Origin of the sequence: Pseudomonas tensinigenes (genome assembly GCF_014268445.2) — a bacterium.
Taxonomy (GTDB): Bacteria; Pseudomonadota; Gammaproteobacteria; order Pseudomonadales; family Pseudomonadaceae; genus Aquipseudomonas; species Aquipseudomonas tensinigenes.
In genome coordinates this window covers 3,711,237-3,728,315 of record NZ_CP077089.1, presented here as the reverse complement: position 1 = coordinate 3,728,315, position 17,079 = coordinate 3,711,237, and the positions used below count along the sequence as shown (strand labels likewise).

The window sequence follows — 17,079 nt, the reverse complement described above, 5'->3', positions numbered from 1 at the left end:
TCGCGAGCAGGCTCGCTCCCACAGTGGATTGGTGGACATTCATAAATACAAAGATCGACAGGGAGTCATCAATGTCATTCACCGAACCCGCAGGACGACAGGGCAACCCCGATTACCACTGGCCCCATGACCACAGCGAACCGTGGCTCGCACACGCCGCCACCATCGACAGCGACGTCGCGCAATACTTTCTGGTCAGCGCCCGCTGCGGCTGCTTCATGCAAGCCGCACGCAGCCTCAACGTGCGCTCGACCTTGCTGCGCAAGCAACTGGCACAGCTCGAACAAGAACTGCAACACACCCTGTTCAGCTTCCAGGGCAGCGCCCTGAGCCTGACCCGCGAAGGCCAGCAATTGCAGGCCAAACTGATAGCGCTGGCCAACGAACGCAAACTCCCGGTGATCGAGCAACCGCTGATTCGCCTCGCCGTCGCCGAATCGATCCTGCACGACATCCTCGGCCGCGACCTCATCGCACTGCTGCGCCGCAATGCCAGCGTACGTCTGGAAATCATCGCGCTGGACAGCGAACTGTCCCTGCGCGCCGTCAGCGCCGACATCGTCCTCTGGCTCGCCCACGGCGAAACCCCACACCCCGGACCGACCTTCGCCACCAGCGAACCGCAACCACTGGCGCGCCTCGACTACCTGCCGCACATCGCCAAACGCTACTCCCGCGTCACCGCGCGCCCGGACACGCCTGATGACCTTGCCGACTTCATGCTGGTGCAATGGCAGCATGATCGGCAGATCGACAGTTTTCGCCCGTGGAACGAACTGGTCGAACAGCGGTTGGCCGGGGTGGTGCAGATGCAGTCCTATGAATTGATGCTGGAGATGATTCGCTGTAGCGCTTGCATCGGTTTGTTGCCGGCGTATATGAGCCGGTTTGATCGGGGTCTGATCGCGCTACCGGGATTATTTGAAGAACCTATGCAATTGCAGGCATGGCTGGCCGTCAACGCCGAGTCACAGAATGTGGCTGAAGTGCAGACCCTCACCGACCTCATCCACCACACCTTCAACGAACGCCACGAATGGTTCCAGAGCTGAGGCAATCCTCCTGTGCTCACATTCCCCTGTAGGAGTGAGCCTGCTCGCGATAGCCTTCTGTCAGATTGATCAATATTGACTGACACACCGCTATCGCGAGCAGGCTCACTCCTACAAGTATTTACCTATGGCTGATGTCGTGTTTGGCGGTTTAGAGTGGTCAGCCACACATCGATCCAGGAAGGATCCGCCATGCCCGACCACAACGCCGCCATTCACATCGAACGCTTCAGCGAGTCGCACCTCGAGGCTGTCACTGCGCTCTACAACGAGCGGGCCGTCACCCGGCAGGTGTTGCAGATGCCGTTTCAGTCCGTCGACGTCTGGCGCCAACGGCTGCTGGCGGAAAATGAACGGGTGTTGAAGCTGGTCGCGCTGCATCAGGGCCAGGTCATCGGCCATCTGGGGCTGGAAAACTATTCGCGGATTCGTCGCAGCCACGCCGGCAGCGTCGGTATGGCAGTCGCCGGGGCGTGGCAGGGCAAAGGCGTGGGTTCGAAGCTGTTGGCGGCGGCACTCGACGTTGCCGACAACTGGATGAACCTGCACCGCGTCGAACTCTCGGTTTACGCCGACAACGAGGCCGCCATCGCGCTCTACCGCAAATTCGGTTTCGAGGACGAAGGCCTGTTTCGCGATTACGCGGTGCGCGACGGGCAGTGGGTCGACACCTTGAGCATGGCCCGTCTGCGCAGTCGTCCGAAAACCTGAGTCAGTCGCCCAGGGCGAACGCCACCGCCGACTGCGCATGCAGTTCGGTGGTGTCGAGCAGGGGCAGGGCGCTGTGTTCGGGTTTGAGCAACAGGCCGATTTCCGTGCAACCGAGGATGATCGCCTGCGCGCCACGCGCGGTGAGGGATTCGATCACCCGCTGATAGATTTCTCGCGACTGATCGCTGATCACACCGACGCAGAGTTCGTCGTAGATGATCCGGTGCACGTCCTTGCGCTCTGTTTCGTCCGGCACCAATACGGTCAAACCCTTGGCGACCAGGCGTTGCTTGAGAAAGTCCTGTTCCATCGTGAATGCCGTACCGAGCAATCCCACCGTGCGTGCGTCGATCGACAGGGCAGCCTGCGCGGCCGGTTCGGCAATGTGCAGAAACGGAATGCTGATCGCCGCCTGAATTTGTTCGGCAACCTTGTGCATGGTGTTGGTACACAGCACCACGCATTCGGCGCCGCCGGCTTCGAGCCTGCGCGCGGCATCCACCAGAATTGCCGCCGCATCGTCCCAGCGCCCGGCGTGCTGGGCCTGTTCGACAGGGCCGAAGTCGACGCTGTACATCAGCAATTGCGCCGAACGCAACGGGCCGAGACGATCACGGACTTGCTGATTGATGAGTCGATAGTATTCGGCGCTGGATTCCCAGCTCATGCCGCCGATCAGGCCGATGGTGCGCATTGGATGTCCTCAGGCAAATTGCAGTGTCGAGCGTTCAGGTCTGCCCGGAGTTTCCTTTTCTTCATGCTTCGATGCCAGCAGCAAGTGACTGTACCGCTGATCTTTCACGCAAGTGTCATGGTGCTTTGTCGGGGCGGGTGCAGGTTAAACGTACGCCGGGGCTGGTATCTGCCACTATCGAGTATTGCAGGTCCTTTCCGAGGTACACCGCTATGGACGACGTACAACAATTGGGCGAGATGCTTCGTCATTACGCCGAGAGCGAAGCGCACAAGAAGCAACTGTTCGAAACACAGTCAGCGGTCTGGGCCACGCGGATTACCGCGCTGTTCGGCGATATTCAGCAATGGCTGGAACCGGTGCAGGCGCCGAATCTGCTGGAGGTGAATCGCGAGGCGTACGTCGCGTTCGGGCCGAGTACACCGGTGGAAACCTCGACCTTCAAGACTGAGAAACTGAGCATTGTGATTGCCGGAAAACCGGTGGAGTTCGTGCCGGATGTGATGGGCAGTGCGGGGCAGATTTCGCTTGCGGTGATGGGGCTGACGGCGGCGCGTTATGGCAGCATTTCGTTGGTGGGACTGGCGAATGGTGAGTGGCAGTGGCGCAAGACCAATGGGCTGAAGGATCCGGATACGTTTGCCTTTGATGCCAACTTCCTCGCCCAGCAGTTGCAGAGCCTGATCCCTCGGGATCGCGGTTAAGATCAAGAGCTTACCCCCTCACCCCAGCCCTCTCCCCCAAGGGGGCGAGGGGGGAAAGGGAGCCGACCGAGTGCTGTTCTAAACTTGAGTTCGACTTGATATTTCAGGTCGATGTAGTTCGCATAAACCACGCGGTCAGTTCCCTCTCCCTCTGGGAGAGGGCTAGGGTGAGGGCAACCCACCAGACACACCTCACATATCGAGATTGACCCACCCCGGCTTCGCTACTTCAGGCGCCACCGCTTTCACTGTCTTGCCAGTGGCCAGCTCAACCCGCCGAGCCACCTCCGGGTCATCGGCAAACGGCACCATGCTCGCCTCATCCAGACTGTCCGCCGTCTCCCGCCGCAAGCAATACTCCACCGCCAGCCACAGAAACACCACGCCCAACACATTGAAAAAAATATCCATCACATTCGGCTCCCTGCCTCAGGCGATCTGCGCTTCGCGGTGCGCCAGCGCGACGTCGGCGACCCGCACCGTGCGCCACACGTTGTAAGCCATCAGCAACATACCCGTGAGGAAAAACACCCCGCCAGCAAAGCGCACGATGAACCCCGGATGGCTGGCTTGCAGCGCTTCGACAAACGAATAGGTCAGCGTGCCGTCCTCGTTGATCGCCCGCCACATCAGGCCCTGGGTGATGCCGTTGACCCACATCGAGGCGATGTACAGCACGGTGCCAATGGTCGCCAGCCAGAAGTGCAGGTTGATCAGCGGCGTGCTGTACATCTGCTCGCGGCCAAACACTTTGGGCACCATGTGATAAGTCGCACCGAAGGTGATCATCGCCACCCAGCCCAACGCCCCGGCGTGGACGTGGCCGATGGTCCAGTCGGTGTAGTGGGAGAGGGCGTTGACGGTTTTGATCGCCATCATCGGCCCTTCGAACGTCGACATGCCGTAGAACGCCAGCGACAGCACGAGGAAGCGCAGGATCGGATCGGTGCGCAACTTATGCCAGGCGCCGGACAAGGTCATCATGCCGTTGATCATCCCGCCCCAGCTCGGCGCGAGCAGGATCAGCGACATGGCCATGCCCAGCGACTGCGCCCAGTCCGGCAGCGCGGTGTAGTGCAAATGGTGCGGGCCGGCCCAGATGTACAGGGTGATCAGCGCCCAGAAATGCACGATCGACAAGCGATACGAATACACCGGCCGATTGACCTGCTTCGGCACGAAGTAATACATCATCCCGAGGAACCCGGTGGTGAGGAAAAAGCCCACCGCGTTGTGCCCATACCACCACTGCACCATGGCATCGGTAGCCCCGGAATACACCGGATACGACTTGAACCAGTCCACCGGAATCGACAGGTGATTGACCACATGCAGCATGGCGATCACCAGAATGAACGCACCGAAAAACCAGTTGCCGACGTAGATATGCTTGGTCTTGCGTTGCACCACGGTGGTGAAGAACACCACGGCGTAGGCGACCCAGACCACGGCCATCCACACCGCGCCGGAGAATTCGATCTCGGCGTATTCCTTGGTGGTGGTGTAGCCCAGCGGCAGAGTGATCAGCATGATCACAATCACCGATTGCCAGCCCCAGAAGGTGAACGCGGTGAGTGTGTCTGAATACAGCCGCACCTGGCAGGTGCGTTGCACCGCGTAGTAACTGGCGGCGAATTGCGCGCTGCCGGCGAATCCGAAAATCACCAGGCTGGTGTGCAGCGGTCGCAGTCGGCCGAAGGTGGTCCATGGCAGGTCCAAGTTCATCTCTGGCCAGACCAGTTGCGAGGCGATCAAAACGCCCATTGCCATGCCCACCACACCCCAGAAAATCGTCGCGATGACGAATTGGCGGACGACCTTGTAGTTATAAGCCTGTCCGATTGTTGCTGTGCTCATGGTCAGTTCATCCACGGTTGCAAAGTCTTGCCAGGCCACCCGGTCTGGCATGAGCTGCACTGTAGAAACCCCGTCAGAAACAAAACAGGCTCAGGAATCCTTGATTTGTGCGGATCAGATTGAAGGGCTGACTGCGGCGTTCTGCCGCGCCCTGATATGGTTTTTATCGCTTCAGGTGAATCTGTAACGTGCTGCGCCGTTCGGCCATAGTCTGGGAAAATCCTGTGGGAGCGAGCAGGCTCGCTCCCACAGTTTTGATCCGTGATCAATTCTGATGAGGTGTGCATGTATCAATACGATGATTACGACCGGGCGCTGGTGTTCGAGCGCGTTGCGCAGTTTCGCGATCAGGTCGAGCGCTTCATGGCCGGGGAACTGAGCGAAGAGGAGTTTTTGCCGCTGCGCCTGCAAAACGGCCTGTACATGCAAAAGCACGCCTACATGCTGCGCGTGGCGATTCCCTACGGCACGTTGAACGCCAAGCAGATGCGCACGCTGGCGAGCATCGCCAGCGACTATGATCGCGGTTACGGCCACTTCACCACGCGGCAGAACATGCAGTTCAACTGGATCGAACTGAGCGACGTGCCGGATATTCTCGAACGTCTGGCGCAGGTCAACATGCATGCGATCCAGACCTCCGGCAACTGTGTGCGCAACATCACCACCGAGGCGTTCGCCGGGGTCGCGGCAGACGAGTTGATCGACCCGCGCCCGTTGGCCGAGATCCTGCGGCAGTGGTCGACGATCAACCCGGAATTCCTCTTTCTGCCACGCAAATTCAAGATCGCCATCTGTTCGGCGAAGCAGGATCGCGCGGCGATCATGATGCACGACATCGGTCTGTACCTTTACCCCGACCGCGATGGGCAGATGCTCCTGCGAGTGATCGTCGGGGGAGGTCTGGGCCGTACGCCGATCCTCGGTTTGCAGATCCGCGAAGGTTTGCCGTGGCAGCATTTGCTGTCTTACGTCGAGGCCGTTTTGCGGGTGTACAACCGTCATGGCCGGCGCGATAACAAGTACAAGGCGCGGATCAAGATTCTAGTCAAGGCATTGGGCATCGAGGCGTTTGCCAAGGAAGTCGAAGAGGAATGGCAGCACCTCAAGGACGGCCCGGCGCAGTTGACCGACGCCGAATATCAACGGGTCGCCAGTGCCTTCGTGCCACCGGTCTATCACAGCCTGGCCGACACTGATCTGGACTTCGGCACGCGCCTGGCCGAAAGCCCGGCGTTCGCCCGTTGGGTCGCGCGCAATGTGCAACCGCACAAGGTGCCGGGTTACACCAGCGTGGTGCTGTCGACCAAACCGGGCATGGCCTCGCCGCCGGGGGATGTCACCGGCGTGCAGATGCTCGCGGTGGCCGATTGGTCGCAACGTTTCGGTTTCGGCGAGATTCGTATTGCCCACGAGCAGAACATCGTCTTGCCCGATGTGCCGAAAACCGACCTCTATGCGTTGTGGCAGCTGGCGTGCAAACACGATCTGGGCAGCGCCAACGTCGGCCTGCTCACCGACATCATTGCCTGCCCGGGTGGCGATTTCTGTGCGTTGGCCAACGCTAAATCGATCCCGATCGCCCAGGCGATTCAGGCACGCTTCGACAACCTCGATTACCTGCACGATCTGGGCGATATCAGCCTGAACATCTCTGGCTGCATGAACGCCTGCGGTCACCACCACATCGGCAATATCGGCATCCTCGGCGTCGATAAGAACGGCAGCGAGTGGTACCAGATCACCCTCGGCGGCGCCCAGGGCAAAAACAGCGCACTGGGTAAAGTCATCGGCCCATCGTTCAGCGCCGCCGAGGTGCCACAGGTGATCGAGCGCATCATCGGCACGTTTGTGCGCTATCGCGAGCACGAGGAACTGTTTGTCGACACCGTCACGCGGATCGGACTGGAGCCGTTCAAGGAACGGGTCTATCCGAAGACGCTGGAGGTGTCGGCATGAACAATCTGCTGCGACTGGAGCAGGGTGTGGCGCGGATTGTGACGGACGATCCATGGACGCTGGTGCGCGAGCCATCGATGCCAAGGCCGGACGGATTGCTGATGTTGCCGCTGATGCATTGGCTTGAATCGCCGTCGACTCACGCGGTGTGGCTCGGCCCGGATGATGAGGTTGAAAGCCTGGTGCCGTGGTTGGGTTCGTTGCCGCTGATCGCTTTGGATTTTCCAAGTTTTCGCGACGGGCGTGCCTACAGTCAGGCATATCTGCTGCGCAGTCGGTTCGGCTGGGCAGGGGAGTTGCGCGCGATTGGCGATGTGTTGCGGGATCAGCTCAGCCATATGCGCCAGTGCGGGTTCGACAGTTTTGCGGTGCGTGAGGACAAGTCTGCTGAGGATGCGCTGAAAGGGTTGGCCGGCATGAGCGTGCTTTACGGCCGCTCCGTCATCGAACCGCGCCCGTTGTTCCGTCGGCGCTGAGGGTTGAAAAGATCGCAGCCTGCGGCAGCTCCAGTGTAGGAGCTGCCGCAGGCTGCGATCTTTTGACTTTGCTTTTACCACCGGGGAAACCCCTACAACCCTCACTCGTTGGGCATTTTCCCTTGGGTCGATGCTGGCCTTTTGGTAGAGTCGCCGTCGCCAGCGGGTTTTCGGCTGGACGATGGAACCGAAGAAGGGAGTCTGATCAGTGAGTCCGGGCAAAAAAATCCTCGGTCTCACAGCGGCGCTGTTAATGGTGACGCTGTGGGCCAGTTACTTTTATGTATTCAAGGAAAACAGCGGCGGCCAGCTCGGCGGCGTCGGCGAAAGCACCGCGTGGTGCGGCACGCCACCGTCCACGGAAGCGGCGTTGCTGGGCAAGGACCAACTGACCTTGCGCGTCACCAATAACCTGCGCGGCGAGTTCATGCTCAGCGGTTCGCTGGTGGTTTCGGAACGTACCTTCAACCGCTACGACCTCGCTCGCAACGAACTGCGCCTGCGTCTGGAGCCGTTGCAGTGGTCGTACGGCGTCACGCCGATCTTCCTTGAACAGGTCAAGGTGCAGCCGCTGAGCCGCAACCTGTCGGCCACCAACAAAAGCGCCTACGCCGAACTTGAACCGCGCCCGATCGGCGTACAGGGTCAGGTCACCGAATTCCCGTTCGACACCTATCGCTACGGCTACAAACCGGTGCTCTATTACCTCAAGGGCAGCGAGCGCATTGATCTGCGCTTCAAGAACATCACCACATTGATGGAGATGTCCAACACCTTCACGCCGATCCAGAAGTACAACCGCGTCGACTACATCAACGAGAAAACCTCGATGATCCGCGACGAGGATTACAAGGCTTACGGGCCGCACGAATGTGCGTTCAGTGTCGAGCGCAAAGGCTCGTTCAAGGTTGTGGTGTTGCTGCTGCTGTTGGTGCTGTGTCTGCCGTTGCTGCTGGTGTTTTACCGTAACGAACCGGGGATCGACTTCCTTGCCACGCTGCTGGGCGCCGCGATCGTGCGGGTGCTGCTGATCGGGCCGGTGCGGGATTTTCAGCTGTACAACATTGATTTCCTGTTGGGCGCGGCGATTTTGTTGGTGGGTACGGTGTCGTTGATCAAGGCGATGCACATCAACAGCCGGCGGGAGATGGCTTTGCGTAGTGGTGAGACTTCGTCCTGGTAATGGCGTGAACCCTGAAAAGCCCCTCACCCTAACCCTCTCCCGGAGGGAGAGGGGACTGACCGAGGTGTCTGTCGTCCTGCACCGACGTGAAAGACCCAGTCGATTATGGATTCAAAGCCAATCGGTCACGTCGGTGTATCTCTTGAATCTCCCCCAATCGGTCCCCTTTCCCAGAGGGAGGGGGACTGACCGAGTTGTCTGGCGAGCGATACCGACGTGACAGACCGAGTCGATTTTGGATTCAAAGCCAATCGCTCACGTCGGTGCATCTCTCGAATATCCCCCATTCGGTCCCCTCTACCTCTGGGAGAGGGCTAGGGTGAGGGAAGACAATCTCCAGCCAATCACTTGGTTCATCTGCTTCCAGCCCTGCAAAAGCACCTGCGGGCGTTCCGGCTCAACTTGCTCCAGTGCAGCCGACTCTTGAAGTTCACGCATTGCCAAGTGCTCAATGCAGCGTTGCCGGATGCTCGACGTCTTTCAAATGACGCTTGTGATGCGCCGCGCAGCCTTGCGTGAATATTGTGCTTTGCCAACGCAATTACTGCGGTTTTAGCTATACCTGTAATTCCCCCGGACAAAGTTTTCGGCCTTCTGACAGGAGTTACAGCATGAAGCTAGCAGTGATGATGGGCACTCTGTGCATTGCCACCGTCGCAATGGTGGGTTGTTCCAGCAAAACCGTCGACCCGAAAGAGTACTCAGGCTTTCTCAAAGACTACAGCCAGCTCAAGGAAGCCAAATCTCCGTCCGGTGCCGAGGTCATGCGCTGGATCGATCCGAAGGTCGACATCAAGAAATTCACCAGCGTTTATATCGAGCCAACCCAGCTCTACCCGAAACCGCAACCGACCGCGAAGATCTCCCAGCAAACCCTCAATGGCATCACCTCCTACTACGATCAGGCGCTCAAACGTGAGATCGGTAAAGACTTGCCGCTAGCCACCGGCCCGGGCCCAGGCGTGATTGTGGTGCGTGCGGCGATCACCGCCGTGAGCAGCAAGACCGAAGGCCTGCATGCGTATGAGGTGATTCCGATCGCTCTGGTCGCCGCAGCGGTCAGCACCGCCAGCGGTATCCGCGATCAGGAAACCACTCTGGCCACCGAAGCGGTGTTCCTCGATGGCGCGAATAACAAGGTCGTCGCGCAAGTGGTGCGCAAAGGCACCGGCAAGCCGTTGGAAAATGACACCCAGGCGATGACGGCGAATGACGTCAAACCGGTGATCGATGGCTGGGCATCGGACTTGCGTCAGTCGTATCTCAAGCTGAAGTCCGGGTCCAAATAATTCAGCGCAGTTGATGGCCCCATCGCGGGCAAGCCCGCTCCCACAGGGTTCGGCGTTGTGAATACGATTTTTGACTCACATCGATCCCTGTGGGAGTGGGCTTGCCCGCGATGGCATTTGCTCAGGCGCTACATCATTGCCCGGTAAACCAGCGAAGGTAAGGATCCCCTCCATCCCAACGCGGCACGGTAGTTGACCCAAGCGGCCGAGCCAATGCCGACGTCCTGCAAGGTGCTGCGCACAATGTCCTGCTGGAAGCGCTCGGTGATTTTCGATCGTCCGATCGTGGTTCGAGCCTTCGGCAGCTCTTACATATGCGTATTTCAATTCGGGATGTTTAAACGTTGTTTGGAATTTGCGGAACGTTCCCACAAGGTTTTCAGGTTGTCCGTCGGACGTCGGGTCTCTAGCCTGTGTTCGTCGCTGCCAAATCAGCGACCGGGACTGGAAACCCCGACGGGTATTAGTGGCGCGTACACGCCTTTCATAACGTATCCTTGCGCACTTCGAATGTGTGCACTCCGTTATGGCGGCTGTGCGCGGGAGACCTTCGGGTCGACCGGGTCGCCGCTGCCCGGGTTTCCAACCTGCGTACAGCTGCCACCTCTTCGTCCGGAAACCGAATGGGGCAGCTCCAACTTTCCAGTGGAGTTCCACCATGAAAAAACCAACACCCAATCCCCCAGAATCAGACGCCGACAGCACATCCCCCTACGCCTCAGTCGACAGCAAAAAACTCCACGAAGCCGCCGACCGCGCCCTCGACTACTACCTCAATCCCGCCGCCGGCATCATGTCCAGCGTCAACGAGCCGGAACCCATGTACCTCGCCAACCCCAGGTACAACACCGAATCTCTTCTAGCCAACGCCAGCGAAACCCTAGGCTCGGCCAGTGAAATGCTGATGAACTTCGCCGCCTCGCTGGAAACCTCGCAGCGCAAGACCGCACTGGGCATCGCACAAGTCGTAATGCTGGGGGAACTCGCGGTGAATCAAGCCCTGGATCACGTCGAACTCAATAACTGATCTCTGTTGAATGATCGTTCCCACGCTCTGCGTGGGAATGCAGCCCTTGACGCTCTGCGTCAAATTCGCAAGCTGGAACGCGGAGCGTCCCTTGAGGCATTCCCACGCAGAGCGTGGGAACGATCAAGATCCGCTCTATGCCCGATTGACCGACTCTTTAGCTGTCGAGTGAAACGACGCTGCGATCTTTTGATCTTGTGTTTTAAGAACAGAATCAAAAGATCGCAGCCTTCGGCAGCTCCTACATGTGATATCCGGTTCAGCTGTTTTTCTTGGCTTGTTCGCGAACGCGTTCTTCTTGCGCACGCGCTTCCGGGGTGAACTCAGCGCCGAAGTCTTCGGCAGAGAATATCTGGCGAATTTCAATATCGGACTCGCCGGGCATCGGATTGGGGCAGCGCTTGACCCATTCGATGGCTTCTTCTTTCGATTTCACTTCCCAGATCCAGTAACCCGCCACCAGTTCTTTGGTCTCGATGAACGGCCCGTCGATGACCGTGCGTTTGTCACCGGAGAAATGCACGCGAGCGCCTTTGCTGCTCGGGTGCAGGCCGTCGGCGTCGATGAGAATGCCAGCCTTGACCAGTTCTTCGTTGAAGTTGCCCATGGCGGTGATCAGCTCTTCGCTGGGCATGATGCCGGCTTCCGAATCGGCGCTGGCTTTGACAAGGATCATGAAGCGCATGGCGGTTACTCCGTGGATTGTGGGGATTCGTTGTCTAGTCGAACGAGCCAGCGGTGAATCGACAAGGTCTCTGAATAAAAGACCAGTAACACCGCAGAATCCAATGTGGGAGCGAGCCTGCTCGCGAAGAGGTCGTCACATTCAACATTTATGCTGACTGATCCAGCGCCTTCGCGAGCAGGCTCGCTCCCACATGGGAATTGTGCTGGTTTTGTATACAATTTTTCGCGCAGGCACCCAACAATTTCCAAACAGGGCATAGGTCGTCGGACCATTTCGTGGTTAACTTCGGCCTCTTGCATGCTTTCCAATCAAAACATCAGAAGGACTCAAGTCATGGCTCAAGTCACCCTTAAAGGCAATCCGGTTCAAGTCAACGGCCAGTTGCCACAAGCCGGTTCCAAGGCGCCAGCCTTTTCTCTGGTTGCCGGCAATCTGTCTGACGTCACCCTGAAAGACTTTGCCGGCAAGCGCAAAATCCTCAACATCTTCCCAAGCGTCGACACCCCGACCTGCGCCACTTCCGTGCGCAAGTTCAACGCTCAGGCCAACGACATCGCCAACACCGTGGTGCTGTGCATCTCGGCTGACCTGCCGTTCGCCCAAGCGCGGTTCTGCGGCGCCGAAGGTCTGGAAAACGTACAAAACCTGTCGACCCTGCGCGGTGCCGAGTTCATCGAGAACTACGGCGTGGCCATCGCTGACGGCCCGCTGAAAGGCCTGACCGCTCGCGCCGTTGTGGTGCTGGACGAAAACGACAACGTCCTGCACAGCGAACTGGTCAAGGAAATCGCAGAAGAGCCTAACTACGAAGCGGCGCTGTCCGTTCTCAAGTAAGCGCTTTTACAATTGTTAACGGCCTGGCCCTGTCCAGGCCGTTTTCATTTGTGTATCAGTGTTTTGCCTCACACCTTGAAACGTAAGTTGAAGGTAAATTGCCGGTAAAGCTGCTTTGCTATTTCCCCACCAGTGCTTATCGTTCAGCCTCCCGTAAAAGAAGCCCACGCGCCCAATGGTTAATGACTCCATGCAATCGTCCCCTCGTAACTCCCGTCGCTGGCTGATCAGCCTGCTGGTCTTGTTGGTGATCGCCGTCCTGTGCTGGAAATTCTGGCCCACCGGTTCAGCCCACAAAGAGGGCGCAGACAAGGCTGCGGCCGGGCACACCGGGCGTTCGGGGATGATGCGGCCGGGCTTCGGTGGCGGCGCCGGGCCAATTCCGGTGCGCGTGGCGCCGGCGGTTACCGGTGACTTCCCGCTGTATTACAAGGCGCTGGGTACGGTGACGGCGCTCAACACCATCAATGTGCGCAGCCGGGTGGGTGGCGAGCTGGTCAAGATCAATTTCGAAGAAGGGCAGATGGTCAAGGCCGGCGACCTGTTGGCCGAGATTGATCCACGTCCGTACCAGAACGCCTTGCTGCAGGCCGAAGGCACTTTGCTGCAGAATCAGGCACAACTGAAAAACGCCCAGGTTGACGTCGAGCGTTATCGCGGTCTGTACAAAGAGGACAGCATCGCCAAACAGACGCTGGACACCGCCGAAGCACTGGTCGGCCAGTATCTGGGTACGGTCAAGACCAATCAGGCCGCGGTCAACGATGCTAAGCTCAATCTCGAATTCACCAAGATCCGCGCGCCGATTGCCGGCCGTGTCGGCTTGCGTCAGGTCGACGTCGGCAACCTTGTCACCGCCAATGACACCACGTTCCTTGCGGTGATCACTCAGACGCAACCGATCAGCGTCGCTTTCACTTTGCCGGAAAACAGCCTGGAAACCGTGCTCGCCCGTTATCGCAGTGGCGCCAAACTGCCGGCTGAAGCGTGGGATCGCGGCGACACCAAACTGCAAGCCACCGGCGTGCTGCAAAGCCTCGACAACCAGATCGACGTCGCCACCGGCACCCTGAAGTTCAAGGCCCGCTACGAAAACCGCGATCAGGCGCTGTTCCCCAACCAGTTCGTCAACGTTCACTTGCTGGCTGACACACTGAAAGGCGTGGTGCTGGCACCGTCAGCGGCCATCCAGTTCGGCACCAACGGCACCTTCGTCTATGCGCTGGACGGCGACAAGAAAGTCACCATCCGCCAACTGAAGATCGGTGCCAGTGATGGCGAAAATACTGTGGTCACCGAAGGCCTGGCTGCCGGCGACCGCGTGGTGCTGGAAGGTACTGACCGTCTGAAGGAGGGCAGTGAAGTGGAAGTGGTCAACGACAGCAATCAAGTGCCGACCACCCCGACCGAACACCTGCAAGGCAAATCTGCTGCCACCCCGACTGACACTGCTGTCACCGACAAGGCCAAGAAGGGCGCATGAACATTTCGCGGCTGTTCATCCTCCGACCGGTAGCCACCACCCTGAGCATGCTGGCCATTGTTCTGGCCGGCCTGATCGCTTACCGCTTGCTGCCGGTGTCGGCGCTGCCACAGGTCGATTACCCGACCATCCGCGTCATGACCCTGTATCCCGGCGCCAGCCCGGACGTGATGACCAGTGCCGTGACTGCACCGCTTGAGCGGCAGTTCGGGCAGATGCCGGGCCTGACGCAAATGGCCTCGACCAGTTCCGGCGGTGCGTCGGTGCTGACGTTGCGTTTCAGCCTCGACATCAACATGGACGTCGCCGAACAGCAGGTGCAAGCCGCGATCAACGCCGCGACCAACCTGCTGCCGACCGATTTGCCGGCACCGCCGGTGTACAACAAGGTCAACCCGGCGGACACCCCGGTATTGACCCTGGCCATCACTTCCAAAACCATGCTGCTGCCCAAGCTCAATGACCTGGTCGATACACGCATGGCGCAGAAAATCGCCCAGATCAGCGGCGTCGGCATGGTCAGCATTGCCGGCGGTCAGCGTCAGGCCGTGCGGATCAAGGTCAACCCGGAAGCGTTGGCGGCCAACAGCCTCAACCTGTCGGACGTGCGCACCCTGATCGGCGCCTCCAACGTCAATCAGCCGAAAGGCAACTTCGACGGCCCGACCCGGGTGTCGATGCTCGATGCCAACGACCAGCTGACCTCGCCCGAGGACTACGCCAACCTGATTCTCGCCTACAAAAACGGTGCGCCGTTGCGACTCAAGGACGTGGCGGAAATCGTCGATGGCGCCGAAAACGAACGCCTCGCTGCGTGGGCCAACCAGAATCAGGCCGTGTTGCTGAACATCCAGCGGCAGCCGGGTGCCAACGTGATCGAGGTGGTCGACCGCATCAAGGCGCTGCTGCCGAGCATCACCGATAACCTGCCGGCCGGCCTCGAAGTAACGGTGCTGACCGACCGCACGCAAACCATCCGTGCTTCGGTCACCGACGTACAACACGAATTGCTCATCGCCATCGCCTTGGTGGTGATGGTGACCTTCCTGTTCCTGCGGCGCGCCAGTGCCACGATCATTCCATCGGTGGCCGTGCCGCTGTCGCTGATCGGCACCTTTGGCGTGATGTATCTGGCCGGGTTCTCGGTCAACAACCTGACCCTGATGGCCCTGACCATTGCCACCGGTTTTGTGGTCGACGATGCGATCGTCATGCTGGAGAACATTTCGCGCTTCATCGAAGAAGGCGACCGCCCGATGCAGGCCGCGCTCAAGGGCGCCAAGCAGATCGGCTTCACCCTGATCTCCTTGACCCTGTCGCTGATCGCGGTACTGATTCCGCTGCTGTTCATGGCCGACGTCGTCGGGCGCTTGTTCCGCGAGTTCGCCATCACTCTGGCCGTGGCGATTCTGATTTCACTGGTGGTCTCGCTGACCCTAACGCCGATGATGTGCGCGCGTTTGCTCAAGCGTGAGCCGGAAGCACATGAGCAGGGCCGTTTCTACCGCGCCAGTGGTGCGGTGATTGACTGGATGATTGCCGAATACGGTCGGATGCTGCGCTGGGTACTCAAGCACCAGCCACTGACCTTGCTGGTGGCTATCGGCACACTGGCGTTGACCGTGTTCCTCTATATGGTCGTGCCGAAGGGCTTCTTCCCGGTGCAGGACACCGGGGTCATTCAGGGTATTTCCGAGGCGCCGCAGTCGATTTCCTTCGCGGCAATGGGTGAACGCCAACAGGAATTGGCGAAAATCATTCTTGAAGATCCGGCGGTGCAGAGCCTGTCGTCCTACATCGGCGTCGACGGCGATAACGCCACGCTCAACAGCGGGCGCTTGCTGATCAACCTCAAGCCCCATGGCGATCGCGATCTGAGCGCCACTGAAGTGATTGCGCGCCTGCAACCGCAACTGGACAAACTGGTCGGCATTCGCCTGTTTATGCAGCCGGTGCAGGACCTGACTATCGAAGACCGTGTCAGCCGTACCCAGTACCAGTTCAGCATGTCTTCGCCGGACTCCGAACTGCTCAGCCAGTGGAGCGGCCGTCTGGTCGAAGCGTTGGCACAGCGTCCGGAACTGACCGACGTTGCCAGTGATTTGCAGGACAAGGGCTTGCAGGTCTATCTGGTGATCGACCGCGATGCCGCCTCACGCCTTGGCGTCTCGGTGGCGAACATCACCGATGCGCTGTACGACGCGTTCGGCCAGCGGCAGATCTCGACCATTTACACCCAGGCCAGCCAGTACCGCGTGGTGCTGCAAGCCCAGGCCGGGGAGAAGATCGGCCCGCAGGCGCTGGACCAGATTCATGTGAAGACTACTGACGGCGCACAGGTACGCCTGTCGAGTCTGGCCCATGTCGAGGAACGTCAGGCGCAACTGGCGATCACCCATATCGGCCAGTTCCCGGCGGTGATGATGTCGTTCAACCTGGCGCCAGGTGTAGCGCTGGGGCATGCGGTCGACGTCATTGAGCAGGTGCAGAAGGACATCGGCATGCCGGTCGGCGTGCAGACCCAGTTCCAGGGTGCAGCCGAAGCCTTCCAGGCCTCGTTGTCGAGCACCTTGCTGCTGATTCTGGCGGCGGTGGTGACCATGTACATCGTGCTCGGCGTGTTGTACGAAAGCTACATTCACCCGATCACCATTCTCTCGACCTTGCCGTCGGCGGCGGTCGGCGCTTTGCTGGCGCTGCTGCTCAGTGGCAATGACCTGGGCATGATCGCGATCATCGGCATCATCCTGCTGATCGGTATCGTGAAAAAGAACGCGATCATGATGATCGACTTCGCCCTCGATGCTGAACGCACTCAGGGCATGGCGCCGGAGCAGGCGATTTATCAGGCGGCGCTGTTGCGCTTCCGACCGATTTTGATGACCACGCTGGCGGCACTGTTTGGTGCGGTACCGCTGATGCTGGCCACCGGTTCCGGGGCTGAACTGCGTCAGCCGCTGGGTCTGGTGATGGTCGGCGGTCTGCTGGTGAGTCAGGTGCTGACGCTGTTCACCACGCCGGTGATCTACCTGTATTTCGACCGCCTCGGGCGACGCTTTGGCAAGACCAATGCTGATGCCGAAGAGGTCTCGGTATGAAAGCAGCTGCAAGCTTCGAGCTAC

15 protein-coding genes are annotated in these 17,079 nt (G+C 59.4%); 11 read left to right on the top strand and 4 right to left on the bottom strand.

From position 1 onward, the window contains the following. Positions 1 to 71: 71 nt before the first annotated feature. Both HU718_RS16305 and HU718_RS16300 read left to right on the top strand, forming a co-directional pair. Positions 72 to 1,052: a LysR substrate-binding domain-containing protein gene (locus HU718_RS16305; protein WP_186615532.1), complete on the top strand. Its 981-nt coding sequence runs from the start codon at positions 72 to 74 to the stop codon at positions 1,050 to 1,052. Between the two features lie 192 nt (positions 1,053 to 1,244). Continuing rightward, positions 1,245 to 1,763 (top strand): GNAT family N-acetyltransferase, encoded by a 519-nt coding sequence (locus tag HU718_RS16300; protein WP_102898954.1) that lies wholly within the window; start codon positions 1,245 to 1,247, stop codon positions 1,761 to 1,763. 1 nt (position 1,764) lies between these two features. On the opposite strand, the gene HU718_RS16295 is transcribed toward HU718_RS16300, so the two are convergent. Further along, positions 1,765 to 2,457 (bottom strand): aspartate/glutamate racemase family protein, encoded by a 693-nt coding sequence (locus HU718_RS16295; RefSeq protein ID WP_186615530.1) that lies wholly within the window; start codon positions 2,455 to 2,457, stop codon positions 1,765 to 1,767. 212 nt (positions 2,458 to 2,669) lie between these two features. Here HU718_RS16295 and HU718_RS16290 point away from each other — a divergent pair, with 212 nt between their 5' ends. Further along, a complete protein-coding gene (locus tag HU718_RS16290) occupies positions 2,670 to 3,161 on the top strand; it encodes a hypothetical protein (protein WP_186615528.1) in 492 nt (163 codons plus the stop codon). A 192-nt stretch (positions 3,162 to 3,353) separates the two neighbouring features. On the opposite strand, the gene HU718_RS16285 is transcribed toward HU718_RS16290, so the two are convergent. Continuing rightward, positions 3,354 to 3,572, bottom strand: coding sequence for a CcoQ/FixQ family Cbb3-type cytochrome c oxidase assembly chaperone (locus HU718_RS16285; RefSeq protein ID WP_102898951.1), 219 nt, complete (start codon positions 3,570 to 3,572; stop codon positions 3,354 to 3,356). Positions 3,573 to 3,590: 18 nt separating this feature from the next. Then, positions 3,591 to 5,018: a cytochrome-c oxidase, cbb3-type subunit I gene (gene ccoN / locus HU718_RS16280; protein WP_186615526.1), complete on the bottom strand. Its 1,428-nt coding sequence runs from the start codon at positions 5,016 to 5,018 to the stop codon at positions 3,591 to 3,593. A gap of 285 nt (positions 5,019 to 5,303) precedes the next feature. On the opposite strand from ccoN, the gene HU718_RS16275 reads away from it, so the two are divergent. The 5 genes from HU718_RS16275 (at position 5,304) to HU718_RS16255 (ending at position 10,952) form a co-directional block, all read left to right on the top strand. Continuing rightward, the gene (locus HU718_RS16275; RefSeq protein ID WP_186615524.1) at positions 5,304 to 6,977 is read left to right on the top strand and encodes a nitrite/sulfite reductase; all 1,674 of its coding nucleotides are present in this window, start codon (positions 5,304 to 5,306) and stop codon (positions 6,975 to 6,977) included. After that, entirely contained in the window at positions 6,974 to 7,453 is a 480-nt protein-coding gene (locus HU718_RS16270) for a DUF934 domain-containing protein (RefSeq protein ID WP_150708943.1), read from the top strand. Before HU718_RS16275 ends, HU718_RS16270 begins: the two co-directional genes overlap by 4 nt. A gap of 208 nt (positions 7,454 to 7,661) precedes the next feature. Beyond that, positions 7,662 to 8,636: a hypothetical protein gene (locus HU718_RS16265; protein ID WP_186615522.1), complete on the top strand. Its 975-nt coding sequence runs from the start codon at positions 7,662 to 7,664 to the stop codon at positions 8,634 to 8,636. 611 nt (positions 8,637 to 9,247) lie between these two features. Further along, positions 9,248 to 9,925, top strand: a complete 678-nt coding sequence (locus HU718_RS16260) for a DUF3313 domain-containing protein (protein ID WP_016987523.1) — start codon at positions 9,248 to 9,250, stop codon at positions 9,923 to 9,925. Between the two features lie 658 nt (positions 9,926 to 10,583). Then, on the top strand, positions 10,584 to 10,952 hold the full coding sequence (locus HU718_RS16255) for a DUF6124 family protein (RefSeq protein ID WP_186615520.1): 369 nt from the start codon (positions 10,584 to 10,586) through the stop codon (positions 10,950 to 10,952). A gap of 259 nt (positions 10,953 to 11,211) precedes the next feature. Here the strand turns inward: HU718_RS16255 and HU718_RS16250 are convergent, their stop codons facing one another. Then, positions 11,212 to 11,637: a YciI family protein gene (locus HU718_RS16250; protein WP_122597854.1), complete on the bottom strand. Its 426-nt coding sequence runs from the start codon at positions 11,635 to 11,637 to the stop codon at positions 11,212 to 11,214. A gap of 336 nt (positions 11,638 to 11,973) precedes the next feature. Here HU718_RS16250 and tpx point away from each other — a divergent pair, with 336 nt between their 5' ends. The 3 genes from tpx to HU718_RS16235 all read left to right on the top strand — a co-directional run bounded on the left by tpx (position 11,974) and on the right by HU718_RS16235 (position 17,055). After that, the gene (gene tpx / locus HU718_RS16245; RefSeq protein WP_093432986.1) at positions 11,974 to 12,474 is read left to right on the top strand and encodes a thiol peroxidase; all 501 of its coding nucleotides are present in this window, start codon (positions 11,974 to 11,976) and stop codon (positions 12,472 to 12,474) included. 175 nt (positions 12,475 to 12,649) lie between these two features. Then, positions 12,650 to 13,957 carry an MdtA/MuxA family multidrug efflux RND transporter periplasmic adaptor subunit gene (locus HU718_RS16240; protein ID WP_186615518.1) on the top strand — a complete coding sequence of 436 codons (1,308 nt, stop codon included), beginning with the start codon at positions 12,650 to 12,652 and terminating at the stop codon, positions 13,955 to 13,957. Further along, positions 13,954 to 17,055, top strand: coding sequence for an MdtB/MuxB family multidrug efflux RND transporter permease subunit (locus HU718_RS16235; protein WP_186615516.1), 3,102 nt, complete (start codon positions 13,954 to 13,956; stop codon positions 17,053 to 17,055). The genes HU718_RS16240 and HU718_RS16235 overlap by 4 nt, the downstream gene beginning before the upstream one ends. Positions 17,056 to 17,079 lie beyond the last annotated feature (24 nt).

Bases quoted from the DNA above. Each gene is read 5' to 3' on its own strand.
- HU718_RS16305 (WP_186615532.1), top strand. From the start codon at position 72: ATGTCATTCACCGAACCCGCAGGACGACAGGGCAACCCCGATTACCAC.
- HU718_RS16300 (WP_102898954.1), top strand. From the start codon at position 1,245: ATGCCCGACCACAACGCCGCCATTCACATCGAACGCTTCAGCGAGTCG.
- HU718_RS16295 (WP_186615530.1), bottom strand. From the start codon at position 2,457: ATGCGCACCATCGGCCTGATCGGCGGCATGAGCTGGGAATCCAGCGCC.
- HU718_RS16290 (WP_186615528.1), top strand. From the start codon at position 2,670: ATGGACGACGTACAACAATTGGGCGAGATGCTTCGTCATTACGCCGAG.
- HU718_RS16285 (WP_102898951.1), bottom strand. From the start codon at position 3,572: ATGGATATTTTTTTCAATGTGTTGGGCGTGGTGTTTCTGTGGCTGGCG.
- ccoN (WP_186615526.1), bottom strand. From the start codon at position 5,018: ATGAGCACAGCAACAATCGGACAGGCTTATAACTACAAGGTCGTCCGC.
- HU718_RS16275 (WP_186615524.1), top strand. From the start codon at position 5,304: ATGTATCAATACGATGATTACGACCGGGCGCTGGTGTTCGAGCGCGTT.
- HU718_RS16270 (WP_150708943.1), top strand. From the start codon at position 6,974: ATGAACAATCTGCTGCGACTGGAGCAGGGTGTGGCGCGGATTGTGACG.
- HU718_RS16260 (WP_016987523.1), top strand. From the start codon at position 9,248: ATGAAGCTAGCAGTGATGATGGGCACTCTGTGCATTGCCACCGTCGCA.
- HU718_RS16255 (WP_186615520.1), top strand. From the start codon at position 10,584: ATGAAAAAACCAACACCCAATCCCCCAGAATCAGACGCCGACAGCACA.
- HU718_RS16250 (WP_122597854.1), bottom strand. From the start codon at position 11,637: ATGCGCTTCATGATCCTTGTCAAAGCCAGCGCCGATTCGGAAGCCGGC.
- tpx (WP_093432986.1), top strand. From the start codon at position 11,974: ATGGCTCAAGTCACCCTTAAAGGCAATCCGGTTCAAGTCAACGGCCAG.
- HU718_RS16240 (WP_186615518.1), top strand. From the start codon at position 12,650: ATGGTTAATGACTCCATGCAATCGTCCCCTCGTAACTCCCGTCGCTGG.
- HU718_RS16235 (WP_186615516.1), top strand. From the start codon at position 13,954: ATGAACATTTCGCGGCTGTTCATCCTCCGACCGGTAGCCACCACCCTG.